At 48.1% G+C, this 19,177-nt stretch carries 16 protein-coding genes; 6 read left to right on the forward strand and 10 right to left on the reverse strand.

What is annotated here, in order from left to right; translation table 11 throughout:
• Window positions 1–2: 2 nt before the first annotated feature.
• A complete protein-coding gene (locus tag HGH91_RS03545) occupies window positions 3–734 on the forward strand; it encodes an SDR family oxidoreductase (protein WP_168737066.1) in 732 nt (243 codons plus the stop codon).
• Window positions 731–1,324 carry an HAD-IB family hydrolase gene (locus HGH91_RS03550; RefSeq protein WP_168737067.1) on the forward strand — a complete coding sequence of 198 codons (594 nt, stop codon included), beginning with the start codon at window positions 731–733 and terminating at the stop codon, window positions 1,322–1,324. Before HGH91_RS03545 ends, HGH91_RS03550 begins: the two co-directional genes overlap by 4 nt.
• 83 nt (window positions 1,325–1,407) lie before the next feature.
• Here HGH91_RS03550 and HGH91_RS03555 read toward each other — a convergent pair whose 3' ends face one another.
• Complete coding sequence (locus tag HGH91_RS03555; protein WP_168737068.1) at window positions 1,408–2,187, reverse strand: acyl-CoA desaturase; 780 nt, start codon at window positions 2,185–2,187, stop codon at window positions 1,408–1,410.
• Between the two features lie 112 nt (window positions 2,188–2,299).
• Window positions 2,300–3,943: an ABC transporter substrate-binding protein gene (locus HGH91_RS03560; protein ID WP_168737069.1), complete on the reverse strand. Its 1,644-nt coding sequence runs from the start codon at window positions 3,941–3,943 to the stop codon at window positions 2,300–2,302.
• A gap of 44 nt (window positions 3,944–3,987) precedes the next feature.
• Between HGH91_RS03560 and HGH91_RS03565 the strand changes: the two genes are divergently transcribed.
• Entirely contained in the window at window positions 3,988–5,625 is a 1,638-nt protein-coding gene (locus HGH91_RS03565) for a M1 family metallopeptidase (RefSeq protein WP_168737070.1), read from the forward strand.
• A gap of 50 nt (window positions 5,626–5,675) precedes the next feature.
• Here HGH91_RS03565 and HGH91_RS03570 read toward each other — a convergent pair whose 3' ends face one another.
• Entirely contained in the window at window positions 5,676–6,335 is a 660-nt protein-coding gene (locus HGH91_RS03570) for an NADPH-dependent F420 reductase (RefSeq protein WP_168737071.1), read from the reverse strand.
• 131 nt (window positions 6,336–6,466) lie between these two features.
• Entirely contained in the window at window positions 6,467–7,219 is a 753-nt protein-coding gene (locus HGH91_RS03575) for a menaquinone biosynthetic enzyme MqnA/MqnD family protein (protein ID WP_168737072.1), read from the reverse strand.
• A 120-nt stretch (window positions 7,220–7,339) separates the two neighbouring features.
• Here HGH91_RS03575 and purB point away from each other — a divergent pair, with 120 nt between their 5' ends.
• On the forward strand, window positions 7,340–8,677 hold the full coding sequence (gene purB, locus HGH91_RS03580) for an adenylosuccinate lyase (RefSeq protein WP_168737073.1): 1,338 nt from the start codon (window positions 7,340–7,342) through the stop codon (window positions 8,675–8,677).
• A 405-nt stretch (window positions 8,678–9,082) separates the two neighbouring features.
• On the opposite strand, the gene HGH91_RS03585 is transcribed toward purB, so the two are convergent.
• Window positions 9,083–9,430, reverse strand: coding sequence for a YraN family protein (locus tag HGH91_RS03585; protein ID WP_168737074.1), 348 nt, complete (start codon window positions 9,428–9,430; stop codon window positions 9,083–9,085).
• A 136-nt stretch (window positions 9,431–9,566) separates the two neighbouring features.
• On the opposite strand from HGH91_RS03585, the gene manA reads away from it, so the two are divergent.
• The gene (gene manA / locus HGH91_RS03590; protein ID WP_168737075.1) at window positions 9,567–10,772 is read left to right on the forward strand and encodes a mannose-6-phosphate isomerase, class I; all 1,206 of its coding nucleotides are present in this window, start codon (window positions 9,567–9,569) and stop codon (window positions 10,770–10,772) included.
• A gap of 105 nt (window positions 10,773–10,877) precedes the next feature.
• Here manA and HGH91_RS03595 read toward each other — a convergent pair whose 3' ends face one another.
• From HGH91_RS03595 to HGH91_RS03615, 5 genes are read right to left on the reverse strand one after another with little or no spacing between them, the layout of a single operon-like run.
• Complete coding sequence (locus tag HGH91_RS03595) at window positions 10,878–11,825, reverse strand: NADP-dependent oxidoreductase (protein WP_168737076.1); 948 nt, start codon at window positions 11,823–11,825, stop codon at window positions 10,878–10,880.
• A 35-nt stretch (window positions 11,826–11,860) separates the two neighbouring features.
• A complete protein-coding gene (locus HGH91_RS03600) occupies window positions 11,861–14,464 on the reverse strand; it encodes a polynucleotide kinase-phosphatase (RefSeq protein WP_168737077.1) in 2,604 nt (867 codons plus the stop codon).
• Window positions 14,445–15,524, reverse strand: coding sequence for a DNA polymerase beta superfamily protein (locus HGH91_RS03605; protein ID WP_168737078.1), 1,080 nt, complete (start codon window positions 15,522–15,524; stop codon window positions 14,445–14,447). Before HGH91_RS03605 ends, HGH91_RS03600 begins: the two co-directional genes overlap by 20 nt.
• Complete coding sequence (locus HGH91_RS03610) at window positions 15,514–16,275, reverse strand: nucleotidyltransferase domain-containing protein (RefSeq protein ID WP_168737079.1); 762 nt, start codon at window positions 16,273–16,275, stop codon at window positions 15,514–15,516. The genes HGH91_RS03605 and HGH91_RS03610 overlap by 11 nt, the downstream gene beginning before the upstream one ends.
• Window positions 16,275–17,645, reverse strand: coding sequence for a 3' terminal RNA ribose 2'-O-methyltransferase Hen1 (locus HGH91_RS03615; protein WP_168737080.1), 1,371 nt, complete (start codon window positions 17,643–17,645; stop codon window positions 16,275–16,277). Before HGH91_RS03615 ends, HGH91_RS03610 begins: the two co-directional genes overlap by 1 nt.
• A gap of 197 nt (window positions 17,646–17,842) precedes the next feature.
• On the opposite strand from HGH91_RS03615, the gene HGH91_RS03620 reads away from it, so the two are divergent.
• Entirely contained in the window at window positions 17,843–19,147 is a 1,305-nt protein-coding gene (locus HGH91_RS03620; protein WP_168737081.1) for an O-acetylhomoserine aminocarboxypropyltransferase/cysteine synthase family protein, read from the forward strand.
• The last annotated feature ends 30 nt before the right edge of the window (window positions 19,148–19,177 follow it).

Genomic DNA, 19,177 nt, shown 5'->3' on the forward strand with positions numbered 1-19,177 from the left:
ACATGCCGACCATTTTACTTTTAGGCGCCGGTTCCGATATGGCTATCGCTATTGCGCGGAAGTTTGCTGCCGAAAAATATAATATACAGTTAGCAGCACGGGCTGCCGACACCCTTATCCCACAACAGCAGGATTTGCAGGTACGTTACGGCGTTACCGTTACCACCCATGCCTTTGATGCCACCAACTTTACCTCGCATGCTGCGTTTTATGCGGGGCTGCCTGCAACGCCAGATATTACCATCTGTGTATTTGGCTATCTCGGCGACCAGGAAAAAGCGCAGCAGCAATGGGACGAAGCGGTCAACATTATTAATACCAACTATACCGGGGCGGTATCCATTCTCAATGTGGTGGCCAACAGTTACGCTGATAGAAAACAGGGCGTTATTGTGGGGATCAGCTCTGTTGCCGGTGAAAGAGGAAGACAAAGCAACTATATATATGGCAGCGCCAAGGCCGGTTTTACCGCTTACCTGAGCGGGCTGAGGAACCGTCTTTTTCGTAGTGGCGTGCACGTAATGAGTGTGCAACCGGGGTTTGTAAATACCCGGATGACACAACACCTTACCCTGCCCCCATTACTGACTGCCCAACCGGAAGCGGTGGCCCAGGCTATCTTTAAAGGAATAGAGAAAAAGAAAAATGTGCTGTATGTTAAATGGCACTGGAGATATATTATGCTCATTATCAAACTTATTCCCGAAAGCATTTTCAAAAAACTATCCTTGTGATCATCGCTTTTTTCGATTTCGACGGCACCATTACTCATAAAGATACCCTATGGGAAATTATTAAGTTCCACAGGGGGCGGGCGGCTATGTATGCTGGTGTAGTACAACTGGCGCCGGCGTTTATCCGCTACTTTTTGAAAATGATGCCGGCCCAGGAATTAAAGGAACAGGTATTGGGATATTTCTTTGCAGATATGCCCGTAGCTGAATTCACGGCAGGCTGTGAAAAATTTTCCCGGGAACGATTACCCGCACTGATCCGTCCTTTAGCGTTGACGGCTATACGAAAGCATCAGCAGCAGGGCCATCATGTGGTAGTAGTAACCGCCTCGGCGCAGGACTGGGTAGCCTCCTGGTGCAGGCGGGAAAACATCGTTTGCCTGGGCACCCGGCTGGAAGTAAAAAATAAAGTAATTACAGGGAAGATACAGGGACTCAACTGTAATGGAGAAGAAAAGGTAAACCGTATCCGCCAGGCGTATCACCTGGAGAACTTCCAGGAAATATATGCCTATGGCGATACCAAAGGCGACAGGCCCATGCTGGCGCTGGCACAACATACCGGGTATAAACCTTTCCGGAGCATGTAAATCAGTACTTCACGACATAAAAAATGCCCTACCATTACGGCAGGGCATTTTTTTTATTGTAACAGATTGATTGTACACTTCTATCAGGCGGCCTTAGCCTGCTTCATCTGTGCAGGTGTAACCAGCGCAGGTTTCAGCTTGATAATACCCACAAAATTCAGCAACTTCATTACCTGGTAGCTGGGATCCAGCTCATACCATTTCTTAGCAAAGTTAGGACTGTCTTTGAATTTGTGGTGGTTATTCTGGAACAGTTCTCCGAGTAACACAATACCCCATGGAGAGGTGTTCCTGGAATGATCGCCGTTATCAAAATTCTGGTAACCATATTTGTGTCCGCACCAGTTAACGATAGCTCCTTGTACAGGTCCCATCAGGAAGTGGATAGGCAGCAATAAATAAAGATACCACATACCGGCAGGCACAAATACCACATAAAAAGCTACATAGGCAGCCATCCATGCAAAGCGGGTAATGTTGCTGTCGCCGAATTTATCCATGGCATCCCATTCTGGTAATGGTTCTGCAGTGAATTTAGGATCTACCACGTTTGTACGGGTTACAAAACCATTATAGATTTTGCGGGTTTGTACCATCATACCCCAAACATCTTTAAAGAAGTGCGGAGAATGCGGGTCATGTTCGGTATCGCTAAACTCGTGGTGCATGCGGTGCATGACGCCATAAGCTCTTGGTATCAGGTAAGATGATCCCTGGAAAAACCAGGTGCCGAAATAAAAGAAACGCTCCCAGAACTTGCTGGTAGTATACATCTGGTGAGATGCATACCTGTGTAAATAGAATGTGTGAAAAAACAAGGAAAAGAACCAGTGCACACAAAAGAATATCAGGATCGCCGTCATTTCTATACTTTGTAAAGTGACAAATAAGCGCCAAAGGTACACTAATTTGACCGATAAACCCATAAAAAAAGCCATCCGGTTGGTGAAGGAAACGTTAAAATACTTTTAACGCTCAATATTTCTTCACCCTTCGTAACTCCAACATATTCATACCGTTACCCGTAAGCCCGGTTACATTCGGCTGTACCAGCCTGATCACCTCATCATAAAACAGGGGCACCACGGCGGCATCTGAAGTAATCATGTTATCCATGGCCTGGTACTGTTTATAACGAATACTATCATTGTTTTCTTCGAGCGACTGCTCATACAGGCGATCGAAAACCGGGTTGTTATAGCGGGTATAATTGGGAGGCGCCGGGTTTTTACTGTAGAACATCGCCAGGTAGCTTTCCGCATCGGGATAGTCGGCAATCCAGCTGCCCCGGAAAAAGAGTGCCTGGGATTTGGCGGTTTGCTCCAGCAACAGGCTTTTCTGTACTACCTCAACCTGTATGTGGATTCCTATCTCCTGCACCTGGTTGGCTACATAGTTGGCCAGGTCGGCGTAAATGGGGATAGACAGTAACTTGATTACCGGTAACCCCTTTCCGTCAGGATAGCCGGCTTCCCTCAGCAGCTGCCGGGCCAGCCCGGGGTTGTAGGAATATCCCCTTACCTGGCTGGAATCGAATGAGGGCAAGCCCGCCGGCACAAATCCGGAGGTAGCCGCCGTACCTATACCGTTGCGCAGGTAGGTCATCATTTTGATACGGTCTATACTATAATTGATCGCTTGCCTTATTTTCTTCAGGCGCAGGGGCGAGTTACGTACCAGGGAATTACTGCTGTCGGCCAGGATGCCCAGGTATTCGGTATTCAGGTAGGGATGTTTGCTGAGTACCATTTTCCCCTCCCATTCCTTTCGCAGGCGACCTTGTTTGGTCAACACCTCATCTTTAAATGAAGCGTCGATATCATTCATAAAATCCAGTTGACCCTGGCGAAAGAGCAGGAACTCAGATGCTTTGCTTTCCAGGAAGCTCACCTGTACTGCCTCCAGGTATGGTAAACGTTGCCCGTTTTTGTCTTTCTCAAAATAACCAGAATTACGGTGCAGCACCAGGGCCTGGCCTTCATCCCAGAAGAAAAAGCGGAAAGGGCCGGTACCACAGGGGTGGCTACGAAAGTCTTTCCCGTATTTTTCCACCGCCTCATGAGGTATCACAGAGCAGTATTGCATGCTGAGAATGCCCAGTATCGGATGGAAAGGCCGGTACAGGGTAATGGAAAACGTGGAATCATTAACGGCCCTGAATCCGCTGTCGGCGCTGAGTTTACCATTGAATATCCAGGCGCCCGAGGATGCGGTAGCCGGGTCCATGATGCGCTTCAGGCTATATACCACATCGTGGGCTGTCATACGGCGGCCTTTCCCACCCGGGAAAATATCGCTGTCGTGGAAATAAACATCCGTGCGCAGATCGAAGGTATAGGTGCGGTGATCGGCCGACACCTGCCATTGCCTGGCCAGCGAAGGGCGGATTTCCAGGTTACTGTCGGGTTCCACCAACGTATTATATAACTGCTTTACCGCCCATATTACTTCCTGGCTTTTGGCAAAGGCCGGGTCCAGGCTGGCAATCGTATAGGTACTGTTGTACCGGAATACCTGCAACGACCGTTTTTCTGACGGCTTACAGGCTACCCACAATAAGCCGCTGAAGAGAACAAGCCCCCATTTAACTATAACCGCCTGACAATAACAACTTTTCATTTGGCAGTAAATTAATATCTTTCAGGTTAAAATATACGAATAATATGCGCGGCATCACAATGCTTTGTATAGTGTTATTGGCAACATTGGCCTCCAGCGCCCAGGAACACTTCACCCGGGCGGATAGCCTGCGGGGCAATATCAATGCTCCTCAACGTGTATGGTGGGACGTTATTCACTACGACCTGCATGTAACTGTTAACACGGAAGACAGCACCTTCAGCGGTTTCAACACCATTACCTATAAGGTATTGAAACCCGATACCCTCCTGCAGATAGATCTGCAAACACCTATGGTGATAGACAGCGTTATACAGGACAAGAAATCCCTGCCCGTTACCCGGGACGGCAATGCCTGGTTTATCAGGTTGTCATCTCCCCAAACAAAAGATAAAAAGAAACAGCTCACCGTATTCTATAGCGGTAAACCCCGGGTAGCTAAAAATGCGCCCTGGGACGGTGGCATCGTCTGGGCAAAAGATGAGAAAGGCCGTCCCTGGATAGCCAGCGCCGTACAGGGTATCGGCGCCAGCATCTGGTGGCCTAATAAAGATGTCCAGAGCGATGAGCCCGAGGCAATGACGATCAACGTAACCGTGCCCAATGAACTGGTGGATGTATCCAACGGGCGGCTGAAGAAAACCATTGAAAACGGCGATGGCACCCATACCTATGTATGGCAGGTGAACAACCCGATCAATAATTATGATGTGGCAGTGAACATTGGTAATTATATAGAGATGAAAGACAGTTACTCCGGAGAGGGCGGCAAGCTGGAACTGGGTTACTGGGTATTGGATTATAATGAAGAAAAAGCCAAAGAACATTTCCAGGTAGTAAAGCCTATGCTGAAGTGCTTCGAATACTGGTTTGGTAAATACCCTTTTTACCAGGACAGCTACAAGCTGGTAGAAACGCCTTTCCTGGGTATGGAGCACCAGAGTGCAGTAGCTTATGGCAACAAGTTCAAAATGGGTTATAAGGGCACCGATCTTTCCGGCACCGGCTGGGGGTTAAAATGGGATTTTCTTATTATCCATGAAAGCGGGCATGAATGGTTTGGCAACAGTATTACCAGTAAAGACCTGGCAGACATGTGGATACATGAATCCTTTACCAATTATTCTGAAACACTTTTTACAGAATGCCAATATGGACTGAAGGCGGCAAATGAATACCTGCAGGGCATCCGGAAGAACATTAAAAATGATGTGCCTATCATTGCGCCCTATGGCGTGAATGCAGAAGGCAGCGGAGATATGTATTACAAAGGAGCCAACATGATCCATAATATCCGGCAGATCATGGAAAACGATGAGGCCTTCCGGCAAATGCTGAGGGGACTGAATAAAACCTTCTACCATCAAACGGTGACCACCAAAGAAATAGAGCAATTTATGAGCAATGCCGTAGGTATGGATCTGAGCAAAGTGTTTGATCAATACCTCCGTCATACAACCGTGCCCACACTGGAATACCGGTTTAAAGGCCAACAGGTGCAATACCGCTGGGTAACGGATGTAAAGGATTTCAATATGCCGGTAAAAGTAAAGCTGAGCGACAACGGTTATAAATTAATATATCCGGGAACGTTATGGCGTAGTTCCAGCGTTACGTTGACTAATATGAAGGACTTTGAGGTAGATAAGAACTTTTATATTCACACGAAGCAGGTACAATAAGGTATCATGGTCCATCAGCGGGAAAGTAGTTTTTTGCTGATGGGCCTTTTTTAGCCCTTCAGCAATTTAAATGCGTGGGAAGTACTGTTATTCAGGAAACCATATGCTGCCCACAAAATGGAAAGGGGCTCAATACTCCGGCTCATTTCAATCCTCCCCATATCGGCTACATCCTCCCAGCCTATCTGGAATAATAAATCGGTGACTTCTTTTTTGGCAATGGGGTTATTTCCTGCAATAAACATAGTGGGTGCGCCTTCCCTGAAATTAGGTAAAAACATGCGTTCATGGCCTATGCAGCTCAGGGCTTTCACCACATTGGCATCAGGTGGTAACCAGGCCTGTATTTGTTCGCCGGCAGAATTATTATGGCCAATAGTAAAGGTGAGTCTACCGTGATCATCGGGGCCTTTGCCATCCAGGGGATTGGTGACATCTACCACGGTTTTGGTTTTGAAGTTCCAGATACCTGCTGCTTCTATGGCTTTTTGTGTGCCGCCCCAGCTGGTACAGATCAATAACATGTCACCGAATTCGGCGGCCTGCCTGAAAGTACCTGCCATGGCCTGTTTCCCCTGTTTCTTCACCCATTGTTGCAACGATTCCCTGGAGGGATTCCGGGTACCGATAGTAACATCATGTCCATTTCGGATAAGCCCTACACCTAGGGTTAATCCTACCGGACCGCTTCCAAGGATACCAATTTTCATGCGCAATTATTTAAGGATAGTGCGAAACATGAAGATAACTAAAAAAGCTGAAAGCTTAGGGCTTTCAGCCCTAAGCAACTTTAGTAAAGACAGCCACCCATTGTATTATATTTACATTTAATATTTATACCTTATGCTTTCCGTTCTTGCAACAGGTATCCCAGGAAACGTTGCATTCCCTGTCTTTTAGCCGGGGTAAGCGGATAACTGATGTTATGGATATAGTAGGTAGCCAGGTCGTAGATATCGTAAGGATTTTCTGCCACTACTGCCGGGATATTCCTAATACCCAGGCTGGTAGCGTTATTGAACTCTTTTATGAACTCCGCGGGAAGCTGTTTATTACTGATCCAGGCAGCAAAAACAAAAGGCAGGCTGGTAAAGCGTACCCAATTTTCTGCCAGGTCATATATATAAGGAGATACTTTACGCTGCGCCAATGCACGATCACCAATCACCAGGCCGGCGTCGGTGCCTTTGATCTGGTCCTGGTAATCGCCGTTGGTAACCACAAATTCCACATCGAGCTTCCAGTACTCGCGTACCAGCACCTGGAGCAGCGCTACAGAGGTACGGCTTTGGTAGTCGAGGTAAATACGTTTTATTTCATTCAGGGGTACATCGCTATATAAACAAACAGAGGCCACTGGTCCTTCTGCACCGATACAATAATCTGCTATGATATGATATTCTTTCAGTTCCGGAATAATAGCCACTGGCACCAGGGCTACGTCTACCTCTCCATCTATCAGCTGTTGGGCTATCTTAGCCGGATAATCCATCGATAATTCCATCATCTCCATCACCGGATGATTCCTGAATCCATATAATAAAGGCTTCGTATTCAAATAACTTACAGCCGCAACTTTTACTTTCCGTTCCAATTTCAGTAATTTTGAAGCTGCAAAAGTAATTAAATCCCGGTTAACAAGTTCCAAATGAATATTTGTTGGCGGGTAAATGTGACTTGTTGCCGCTAAAAACGTTAATTGTAATACTGGAATATGCAACTACAACCTTTAACTGCCATTTCTCCGCTGGACGGGCGCTATCGCAAGCAACTGGACGAGCTGGCCAATTATTTTTCTGAATTTGCGTTGATCCGTTACCGTGTGATGGTAGAGGTGGAATATTTTATTGCACTGTCGGAGCAGAAGCTGTTTACACTGCCCAAAGCCAAATTCCCTGCCCTGCGTAAGATTTACCAGGAGTTCACCATCGAGCATGCACAGCTGATCAAAGACACAGAAAAGATTACCAACCACGATGTAAAGGCAGTGGAGTATTTTCTGAAGAATGAACTGAAAAACCTGGGACTGGAAGATAAACTGGAATGGGTGCACTTCGGCCTCACCTCCCAGGACGTGAACAATACTGCTACTCCTCTCTTCTGGAAAGATGCTATCGAGCACGTATATATGCCGGCCCTGGCTAACCTGATCCTGGAGCTGAAGAAACTGGGCGAATCCTGGATGAAAGTACCGATGCTGGCCCGTACCCACGGGCAACCCGCTTCGCCTACCATTCTCGGTAAAGAAATACTGGTATTTGTAGAGCGCCTGGAAGGCCAGGTGAACCTGCTGGGACATATTCCTTTCGCAGCTAAGTTTGGCGGCGCTACCGGTAATTTCAACGCGCACTACGTATCTTTCCCTAAAATCAACTGGGAAAAATTCGGTGAAAAATTCGTGAACACCACGCTGGGCCTGCAACGTATGAAATATACCACGCAGATTGAGCACTACGATAATATCTCCGCACAGTTCGATGCGCTGAAGCGTATCAATACAATATTACTGGATTTCTGCCGCGATATATGGACTTACATCTCCATGGACTACTTCAAGCAGAAAATCAAGAAAAATGAAGTAGGTTCCTCTGCGATGCCGCACAAGGTAAACCCGATTGACTTCGAAAACGCAGAAGGTAACCTGGGACTGGCGAACGCCCTCTTCGAGCACCTTAGCGCCAAGTTGCCTATCTCCCGCTTACAGCGCGATCTGACCGATTCCACGGTATTACGTAACCTGGGCGTTCCTTTTGGTCATACCCTGCTGGCAACCAAATCTATCCAGAAGGGATTGGGCAAACTGATCCTGAATGAAGCCAAGCTGAAATACGACCTGGAAAACAACTGGGCGGTAGTGGCAGAAGCCATTCAAACGGTATTGCGTCGTGAAAACTACCCGCAACCCTACGAAGCCCTGAAGGAGCTGACCCGTGGCGGAGAACAGATTACACAGAAAAGCATGCACAAGTTTGTTGATGGTCTGAAGATCAGCGCTGCGCTGAAGAAAGAACTGAAAGCGATTACACCACATAACTATACCGGTTTGTGGTAAGCTGATACCTTTATCATAAAAAAAGCTCCGTCCCAGGGACGGAGCTTTTTTGTTAACTCCCGAAAGCAATTTCTGCGATCAATACGTTTCAGTGCATTACTGCGCTTAGGTTAAACAAACGCTGTTCTTGTATTAATTTCTATTTTCTGTTTCTCCCCTTCCTGTTGTTACAGATAATACCGGCAATAAATCACCTGCATAGGTTGTCATCACCTCGTTATGGGTCTTTCCCAGGAAAATAACTTGCTTGAAAACTACCGGTATACCGGAGTGGGTAACAACAAGGGGTAGGTGCTAAAAGCGATGCAAATATATAAATAATGATACTATTATAGAATTATTACAGGCATTTTTTTGTTAATAACTGGTTAAGAAACAGGGTATAAAGGGGAAGGCCCCGGATCTTTAGAACACATCTCTCAGATGCATTAAATCATAGGTGTCGCCATAAAAAGTAATGGCGATAATATCGAACCGGATACTTACAGGATGCAAGGCATATTGCAGCAGGTAATCGGTGGCCACACTGCGGATGTGTTCCTCCTTTTTATAGTTGACTGCCTCTTCCGGCCATCCATAACGATTGCCGCAACGCGTTTTTACTTCAATAAAATAGATACTGTTATCTTTTCCGGCAATGATGTCTATTTCTCTACGACCGGATTTCCAATTGACATGCAACACACTGCAGTGGCGGCGCACATAAGCCTGGGCAATGGCTTCGCCCTGCAGGCCCAACGATAAATGATGCATATATTTTCAGGGTTAGGTATCACAAACTGTTAAGCGGGAATAATCACGGGAAAAATATTCTACTTAACACCTATTTTTGCAGGCATATAAATTTATTCATTCTCTGCTATTAAACAAGTAAAACAGATAACCATATATGAACTTATTCAGACTGGAAGGAAAAGTACAGCATTACGCATGGGGAGGATATACCTACATTCCTGAATTACTGGGCATCAAGCCTACTGATCAACCTAGTGCAGAATACTGGATGGGTGCGCATCCCAGCGCTCCTTCCCTCATTACTACGGCTAGCAGCCAGGAACCGCTGAACCAGCTGATACAGCAGGATCCGGCCAATATTACCGGCCCGGCGGTATGGGAAAAATTCAAAGAGCTGCCCTTCCTTTTTAAGATACTGGATGTAAAAGACATGTTGTCCATACAGGTGCATCCTACTAAAAGCGAAGCAGAGAAAGGATTTGCCAGGGAAAATGCAGAAGGCATTCCGCTGAATGCGCCCAACCGCAACTATAAAGACGACAACCATAAACCTGAAATTATGGTGGCGTTGAGCGAGTTTTACCTGTTACACGGCTTTCTGCCACATGCACAGTTGCAGGAGGTGTTAAATGCGGTACCGGAATTTACTTCACTGGTAAGCATATACGAAAATGAAGGTTACTTCGGTCTGTATAAGAATGTAATGGAGATGCCACAATCGTTGGTGAATATTATTCTCCGCCCGCTGACCGATCGCCTCATACCGTTGTACAAAGCTAACCAGTTAGCGAAAACAGATCCGGGCTTCTGGGCTGCCCGGGCCGTGTTAAATGATCCTAACAGCAAGGATAAACTGGACAGGGGTATCTTCTCTATCTACTTCTTTAATATCATGCAGGTACAGGCCGGGGATGCCGTGTTCCAGGATGCGGGTGTACCACATGCCTATCTCGAAGGACAGAACGTAGAGCTGATGGCCAATTCCGACAATGTACTGCGTGGCGGTCTTACTCCCAAACATGTAGATGTACCGGAGCTGCTGAAACATACCCGTTTTGAAGGTATCCACCCACATATCATAAAAGGCGATCTGAGTGCCGATGGACTGGAAAGAATCTATCCATCGCCTGCTCCCGATTTCGAAGTAAGCAAAATAAATATCTCCGAAGGACAAACCTATCAGCATACTGCCCGGGCGGCAGAAATCCTGATCGTGATAAACGGTAGCGCTACTATTAAAGGAGAAGACACCATTGCCCTGCAGAAAGGCCAATGCGTTTTCACAGCGTACAATGCTACTTACCAGGTTACCGGAAATGCGGAGATTTTCAAGGCTACTGCTGGGAGGCTGAAAGCTTAAAGCAGAAAGCAAAAAGCTATTGTGGAGGATTATCTTCGCGAATATTAAAAATCGCGTGGTCATACTCCACAATAGCTTTTTGCTTTCTGCTTTAAGCTTTTAGCTTTAAATAATAATCACCGTTTTTCCCTTGCCTTTCGCCTGGCGGCTCAGGGCAATAGCATCCGGCACCTCCTCCAGCCTGATTTTATTTTCTACGGGCACCTGTAGGTCGCCCCGGTCAATAATGAGTGAAAGCGTGTCGAGCGAAGCGGCGCTTCCCTTGGTTTCGAAATTGCCTCCATGAATGCTCCGGGCCTTGAGGGCGGCTTCATCAGCTACAAACATAGTCGTCAGCGCTCCCCCACCGGGTCTTACCAGGTCGAGATTAGCTGTAAATCCGTCGCCATTGCTGGCTACATCGATCAATCCATCTACGCCACCAGGATATTTTGCTTTCACCTGTTGAGCCAGGGGTGCCGCTTTATAGTTAATTGTTACCGTGGCGCCCAGCTTTTTCATTCTCTCAGCGGCAGCATCATCGCCCACCGTAGCTATCACATGAATGCCCTGTAATTTTGCCAGCTGTACGGTAAAAGAGCCTACGCCGCCGGTAGCGCCCACTACCAGGAGGATATCGCCTTCCTGCAGATTCAGGTGGTCCAGCATTTGCTGTGCTGTCATGCCGGAAGTAGGCACTGCTGCGGCTTCGGCGGCCGACAGGCTGGACGGCGCCAGCGTAAGCCCCGATTTCTCCGGTACGATGGCATACTCGGCATAGGAGCCTTCTCCGATAGGCGCGTGAATAAACTGCCCATATACCTTATCGCCTTTTTTGAACCGGGTAACGCCTTCGCCTACCTCTTCCACCGTACCTGCGCCATCCACGCCCATGATGAGCGGAAACTGGTGCGGCATGGCTCCATCCATAATACCATCTACCATTTTCCAGTCAAATGGATTGATGCCGGCGGCGGCTACTTTAATCAACACTGTGCCTGGACGCACCGCTGGCTTGGGTAAATCCATCACTGCGGGAATGTCTTTAAATTTCGATACGGCTACCGCTTTCATAAGAATGTTTTTAATATGTAGAAAGATATATTGATTTACAATCGTGGATCTACCGCTTCACTCTCTAACGCTAAAATAGCAAATACGCATCGATGTACCAGCTGCAAAGGTTCTTTATTTACAAATCGCTCCAGCGCTTCCAATCCCAGGGCAAATTCCCGCAATGCCAGTGATCGTTTCCCGGAGAGCTTACGGCTGCGCAGGCGCTCTAAATTTTCTTCTGCGTCGTATTCCGGTCCATATATGATCCGCAGGTATTCCTTTCCACGGATTTTAATCGCCGGTTGAATCAGCCCTTTGGCATCTTTGCTGAGGAAAGTATATGGTTTGATAACCATCCCCTCTCCTCCTGCGGCAGTTAGCTGCTCCCACCAGGTGATGGCGGCCTTTTCGCTTTCGGCGTCCCCGATGTCTGTCAACAAATAAGACGTAGCAAATAGTATTTGTTCATCGCCGGCACAAATATTTTTTATGGCAGACATATGCCACTCATGGTCCCTGTCGAAGTACGTTTTACCTTCCGTGGCCATGATATGAAACGGCGCCAGTTTATAGTCGCTGAGCTCATTTACCGGCCAGCAATACTGCCGGTAAGCATCTGTATACCGCGTTGTTTGCTCCAGGCGTTGGCTGTACTTGTTCAGCAAAGCCTCTGCGGGCGCACCATTGGATACTGCCTGCTGTAAGGCGTTCATCACAGCCGGTAGCGCATGCCCGGCAGCAGCGCCCACCGCTGCATACTGATTTTGCAACAGTGCCTGGGCTTTAGCGCTCCAGGGCATCAGCTCCGCATCGAGGCATACCCAGTCGGTATTGAAACTTTCATAAAAGCCAGTATTGATCAACGCTGTATTGATACGGGCTATAAACGCCTGTTCCATTTGTTTATCGGTAAAGAAAGCGCGCCCGGTTCGCGTATATACGACCCCGTTACCTTCTCCTGTTACGCCAAAACGGGCCACTGCAGTTGCTTCATCCCGGCATACAATCACTACGGCGCGAGAACCCATATGTTTGGTTTCACAGATCACTTTTGTGATCCCGGCATCCCGGAAATATTGCAGTCCCTCTGCGGGATGTTCCAACATGCCTGGCTCCTGGCTGGTTTCAGCAGGCGACATGGTGGGAGGCAAGTAGATCAGCCATTTCGGGTTCACCGCAAAGCGGCTCATCACCTCCAGCGCAGCAATGTTGTTTTCTTCCCGGATAGTGATGTTGTGACTGTAGCGCGTTTCCAGGATTTGTTTGCCTGTAAAGTCGGCGATATCCAACACGCCATCGTATTGCTGTTGTACGCTGAGTGTACTCCCCGCATTATAGCCAATCGGGCGGGCAGGTATGGCATATTCTTCCAGCGCAGGTACGCTTACCAGCTCCCTTTCCGGGTACCGCAGGGCGGTCAGGGATGCGCCAAATACGCAACCGGTATCTATATCGATGGTGTTATTTAACCATTGTGCAGCGGGTACCGGCGTATGCCCGTACACCACCATGGCGCGGCCTTTATACTCCAGCGCCCAGTTATATCTTACCGGGAGACCAAATTCATCTGTTTCACCGGTGGTTTCGCCATACAGGCAAAACTCTCTTACAGCGCCGGAGCCGCGTCCCTGCATACTTTCCTTCAGGCCGGCATGTGCTACCACCAGCTTGCCATCGTCTAGCACATAATGGCTTACCAGGCCGTCAATGAATGATTTCACGGATTCCAGGAAATCGGGTGTTTCACCTGCCAGCTGGGCCACGGTTTGTTCCAGGCCATGCCTCAGCTGTACGTTTTTACCATTGAGGTAGCGGAGTAGTTTGGCATCGTGGTTACCAGGCACGCATAGCGCCTGACCATTGCCCACCATATTCATCACCAGGCGCAACACCTGTGGGGACTTGGGGCCACGATCTACCAGGTCGCCCACGAATACGGGCCTGCGGATAAGCGTATAGCCGTTGGCGGTAGTAGTGGTGGCGGCGCTGATCAGCGTCGCATTTTCCTTGTCCACCTGGTAGCCCAGGGCATACAGCAGCGTACACAATTCATCGTAACAGCCGTGTACATCCCCGATAATATCGAAGGGGCCATGCTCCTCTTTCTTATTATTATAGAGTGGCGTGCGGGTAATTGTTTCCAGCACGGTCACGTCTTCTTCTGAGCGCATCTCGAAAATATGGCGGAAGCCTTCTTCCCGCAGGCCGCGTAGTCCGCGCTTCAGCTGGCCGATCTGCTGGGGAATAACGTGCGCGCCGAAATTACGATCGCTTCGCAACACGTTGCGGTCCTGGCAAACCCGTTCGGGCATATTCAATACAATGGCCACCGGCAACACGTGGTATTCGCGGGCCAGGCGCACCCATTCTTTCCGGGATTCCGGCTGCACGTTGGTAGCGTCAATCACGGTGAGCAATCCCAGCTTGAGACGCTTGGCGGCAATAAAACGAACCACTTCAAAGGCATCTGCCGATACCGCCTGGTTATTTTCGTCGTCACTGATCAGGCCGCGGCAAACATCGGAAGAAATGACCTCTGTGGGCTTAAAAAATTTGCGGGCAAACGTAGATTTCCCGGCGCCGGAAGGGCCGATTAATAATACCAGCGATAATTCTGGTATAGAGATATGTGATAGTTTAGTGTTTCTTCGGGACATAATATTCCTCTCTGATGCGGATTAACAATGATGCTGCCAGTGCCGGATCCGGTTGTTCCGGTAAATCTGATGCCGCATATAATTGTTCCATTTGATCTAATTTTTCGGCCGCCATTTCCAGCAACGTATCATAACTGAATGCTCCGTTACGGATACGTAATAAAAAATCGCGGTCGGCCCTATATACCCGTACTTCTTTGTAACGGGCTATTTCGGCTGCCATGTTGAGCAGGCGAAAGGTATGCATCATGTGCTTACTGTCATAGTCGGCACCCAGCGCCTGGTTATGCTGATAACGGGCATCGTTGCGCAACTCCACCCACTCCCGGTAGGACGCAAAGTCTTTGCAATACACGGTATACCCATCTTTGTTAAAGTGCATAATGCCCATCGGGTCTACGCCCGGTGGCACGGAGCTTAGCTGCACGTCGTTAGCATTTTCTCCCGAAAAAATACCTTTAAAGGCTACTTCCGTAGTAAACTGTTGCCGGTGATACAGGGCATATACATCCCGGAAATGGTCGATCTTCGACAGACCGCAGTCTTCGGGGCGCAGTTCTTTTTCGTATAGCCATTCCAGTAATGGCATACTTTGCCCTCCCCTGATCACGTAGCAAAACTCAATGACGGGTTTCCTGTTTTCCGGATAGGATTGATTGATCTTTTTATTCAACCCCCTCGCCTTCTTAATCTGTGCTTTTGCATAGCCAGCAAAGGTATCCAGGCATAAGCGGGATAAAAAGTCCGCTGGTTTTACCAGGTCCATCAGGGGGTGACGGTATAATTCGTTTTGCGCTGTAGTGCTGAGCAGTTCGAGTATATTGGGATTATTCTTTTCCAGCAATTCCAGGAAGCGCCTGATTTCAAAATATACTTCATCGTTGCTCCCGTTAGCTACCTGTGGAGTATAGGACATACCGTATAACTCAGATTGAGGTAATATAAATACCCCTTTTATATCGGTATCTGATGTAGGCACCTGCAGATTATAGGCCTTGCTCCCGCTGATGCATTCCAGCAGTATACAAGACGGTTGCTGCTTTAACTCCTCAAAAGTCATGGGAAATATATTTACGGAAGAGGCCGTCCAGTTCAGTCGCATCATTCTTCACTACCGGTAATTCCGCTGCCTGGTACCTGCATTCTTCCAGTATGCTGGCTATCCATTGATGTAATTCTGGCATGGCGGGTACCATCAGTTGCTCATCGGCGCCAGCTTTCAGCTGTAATAGATGATCAATAGCTGCCTGTATGCCGGCATCAGTAATCAAGGTACGAAGCAGGGAGAACTCCATCGGTGGCACGCCTTTTCCAGCCAGGATCCATTGGCAGGCGAGCATGGGACGAAGCACATAAAAGTATTTCTTCAGCTTCACGGAAGCGCCCGACAGCTCGTTGGTAAATACATTGGTAGCCATAGACAGGTAGTGGTGACAACCTGAACGGGGCGAAAAATATTTCTCCATTAATCCGGTAAGCGTTTCTTTAAAGTCGGTGGTTTCCTGGTACACCACCGGTGATTGCAGCCATTCATATAGCGGCGCGTTGGATTTCAAGAATAGCTGAAGTCCTTTGCGGATATCCCAACCGCTTACATCCAGCACTTCATCTACCGGCAGTTCAATGACATCGCGCTGTTCAAGGATGCTCAGGTAACTATCTTTATGGCGGGCATAAATAAAGCGTACGTCATAATCACTGTCTGTAGAGGCAAAGCCCCATGCGCGGCTGCCTGATTCACAGGCATAAAGAATTTTCACCTGGTGTTCTTCTTCCAGTGCTTTTATCTGTTGTAATATATTTGTTTCCATCACGAACGTTTAAATAAGGCCAGCTGGCTGGGCCCTCCCAGTACTTCATCTGTTTCTCCCAGCGGCCTGTAAGATACTTCATAACCAAATTGTGCTGCTACCCGGTCGCCCCAGGTGGCAAACTGCGATCTTGTCCATTCAAAACGGTGATCGCTGTGCCGGAAAGTGCCGCTGCCAAGCTTTTCATACAGCACGTTGTACTCGGCATTAACGGTGGTAATGATCACATATTGCGGCCGTGCATACTCAAACACCACCTTTTCCAACGCGGCGAGGCGGGGTTCATCCAGGTGTTCAATCACTTCTACCAATACGCCGGCATCAAAACCTGACAAGCGTTTATCCCTGTACGTTAGGGCGCCCTGTACCAGTTGCAACCTGGCCCGCTGCATTTCAGGCAGGCGGTCCATTTTCAGTTTGCTCTGGGCAATCTCCAGCGCATGGTAGCTAACATCCATGCCCAGGATTTTTTTAAATGCCGGCTTCTCCATCAGTAAGCGCAACAACTTCCCTTCACCACATCCCATATCGGCCACGGTGGCTACGTTCAGTTCCAGGAGTATATCCCTCACGATTTGCAGCCGCAGGTCGTGCAGTCTTATTCTGTCTTTCGGCTGCTTCTCTTCCACTGGCAGTACTTCGTCTTTCATAATCATGCCCAGCGCTTCTTTAGCAAGGGGACCGATATAACGCAGGTAACGGCGGGTGATCAGTTCTTTGGCCGGATGAGTGTCCAGCCAGCCTTTCCCTTTCTCCATGAGCTTTTCTATCTCATGCCCGCCTACAAAATAATGTTTATCATTATCGCATACGGGGATGAGGATATACAGCTGGCTCAAGATGGTTTTAAGCGGCAGGGTATGACGCAGCGTTACATTAAAGTAACGGCTTTGTCCCCATTCGGGAAACTGTTCGTCCAACAGGTGCGATTGCACCGTGGTATCATAGCCCAGGGGCTCAAAGAACTCGCGTAGCAGCGCTTCTCCGCCCGTTACTGGTAATACAGACAAATTGATTTCAAACGGGATGGCTTCATCTACCAGGTGGGGTTTGTCTTTACAACGCCCGTTCATGGCAGAAGAGTAAGCCTGAGCAATGGCTGCACTCATAAAAGAAGAGGCCACATAAGGTCGGTCGTTCACATACTGTTCCAGTACAAAATCGGCCGGACCATTGTTGCCACGTACCAGGCGCACCGGGTCTATATCCAGCAACAAAGCGGCGGTACAGCTTTGATCAGTTGCCTCTGGGTAAAAAATGTGGGCACTGCCTGCCGTCAGTGTTACGGTTTGTACTTTAGCAGGATGTTTATGCAACAGGTAGCCAAGGTCAGTCGCGGGGTAACGTTTAGTCGTAATAGTTAATAACATCGGTCAACTGTGCTCCTTCCCGGAAGCACGCTTTTTATCATGAATAAAACGAAGATATTATTTTTTATCATTTAGTACAAATTCATGACATATCTCTGGAATATCTTCTCTGAAATATAATACTGGTAAAAATATTTTGTTATTACAATTAGTCTACTATATTTGTAGACTTTTTTATCTTTTCTAAATCCCCAGTTATGTCTACTAAGCCATTACATTTTGACACATTGCAGGTACACGCGGGCTACCAGCCGGAATCTTCCACACATGCAGCAGCAGTACCTATTTACCAAACCACCTCTTATACATTCGATAGTGCAGAACATGCAGCAGATCTGTTCCAGCTGAAGCAGTTTGGTAATATCTACACCCGTATCATGAATCCAACTACGGATGTATTTGAGAAAAGAGTAGCTGCGCTGGAAGGTGGCGTAGGCGCATTGGCCGTAGCATCGGGGCAGGCGGCACAGTTCATCGCGCTCCATAATATCTTATTACCGGGCGATAATTTTGTATGCTCCTCTTACCTGTATGGAGGGACTTTCAACCAGTTTAAAGTGAGCTTTAAGCGTATCGGCGTTGAAGCCCGTTTTGCAGATCTTGATAAGCCGGAGAGCTTCGAGGCATTAATAGATGCAGATACCAAAGCTATCTATGTAGAAACCATTGGTAACCCGGGGTTTGCCATTCCTGACTTTGAAAAGATCAGCGCTATTGCACGTAAGCACGACCTGCCGCTGGTGGTAGACAATACTTTTGGCGCAGGCGGTTATCTCTGCCGTCCGCTGGAACATGGCGCCAACGTAGTAGTGGAAGCCGCAACCAAATGGATTGGCGGGCATGGCACCAGCATAGGCGGTATCATCGTAGATGGTGGTAATTATAACTGGGGCAATGGTAAGTTCAAACAGTTCAGCGAACCCGATGAAGCATACCATGGCATGAAATTCTGGGAAATATTTGGCGACCATAGTCCGTTTGGCAACATTGCTTATATTATCCGTGCGCGCGTAGCGGGACTGCGTAGCTGGGGCCCTGCCCTGTCGCCGCAAAATGCATTCCTCTTTATCCAGGGATTGGAAACATTATCCCTGCGGGTACAACGGACGGTAGACAATGCGTTGGCACTGGCCGAATGGCTGCAACAGCATCCACAGGTAGATTCGGTGAACTACCCCGGACTGCCCGGCAACAAATACCATGAGCTGGGTAAGAAATACCTGCGGCACGGCTTTGGCGGTGTATTATCATTCAAAATCAAAGGCGGCAAAGAAGCGGCTGATAAGTTCGTACAATCGTTGAAGTTAGTGTATCACCTGGCCAACGTAGGTGATTCCAAAACACTGATCATTCACCCGGCCACTACCACGCATCAGCAGTTGAGCGAAGAAGAGCAAAGGAAAGCCGGTGTAGCGCCGGGCGTACTGCGCATTTCATTGGGTATAGAACATATTGATGATATCAAGGGTGACCTGAGCCAGGGATTTGATGCTATTCGCTAGCACAGGCCTGGATTGCCGGCATGCAGCACG

This window comes from Chitinophaga eiseniae, assembly GCF_012641265.1.
Taxonomy (GTDB): domain Bacteria; phylum Bacteroidota; class Bacteroidia; order Chitinophagales; family Chitinophagaceae; genus Chitinophaga; species Chitinophaga eiseniae_A.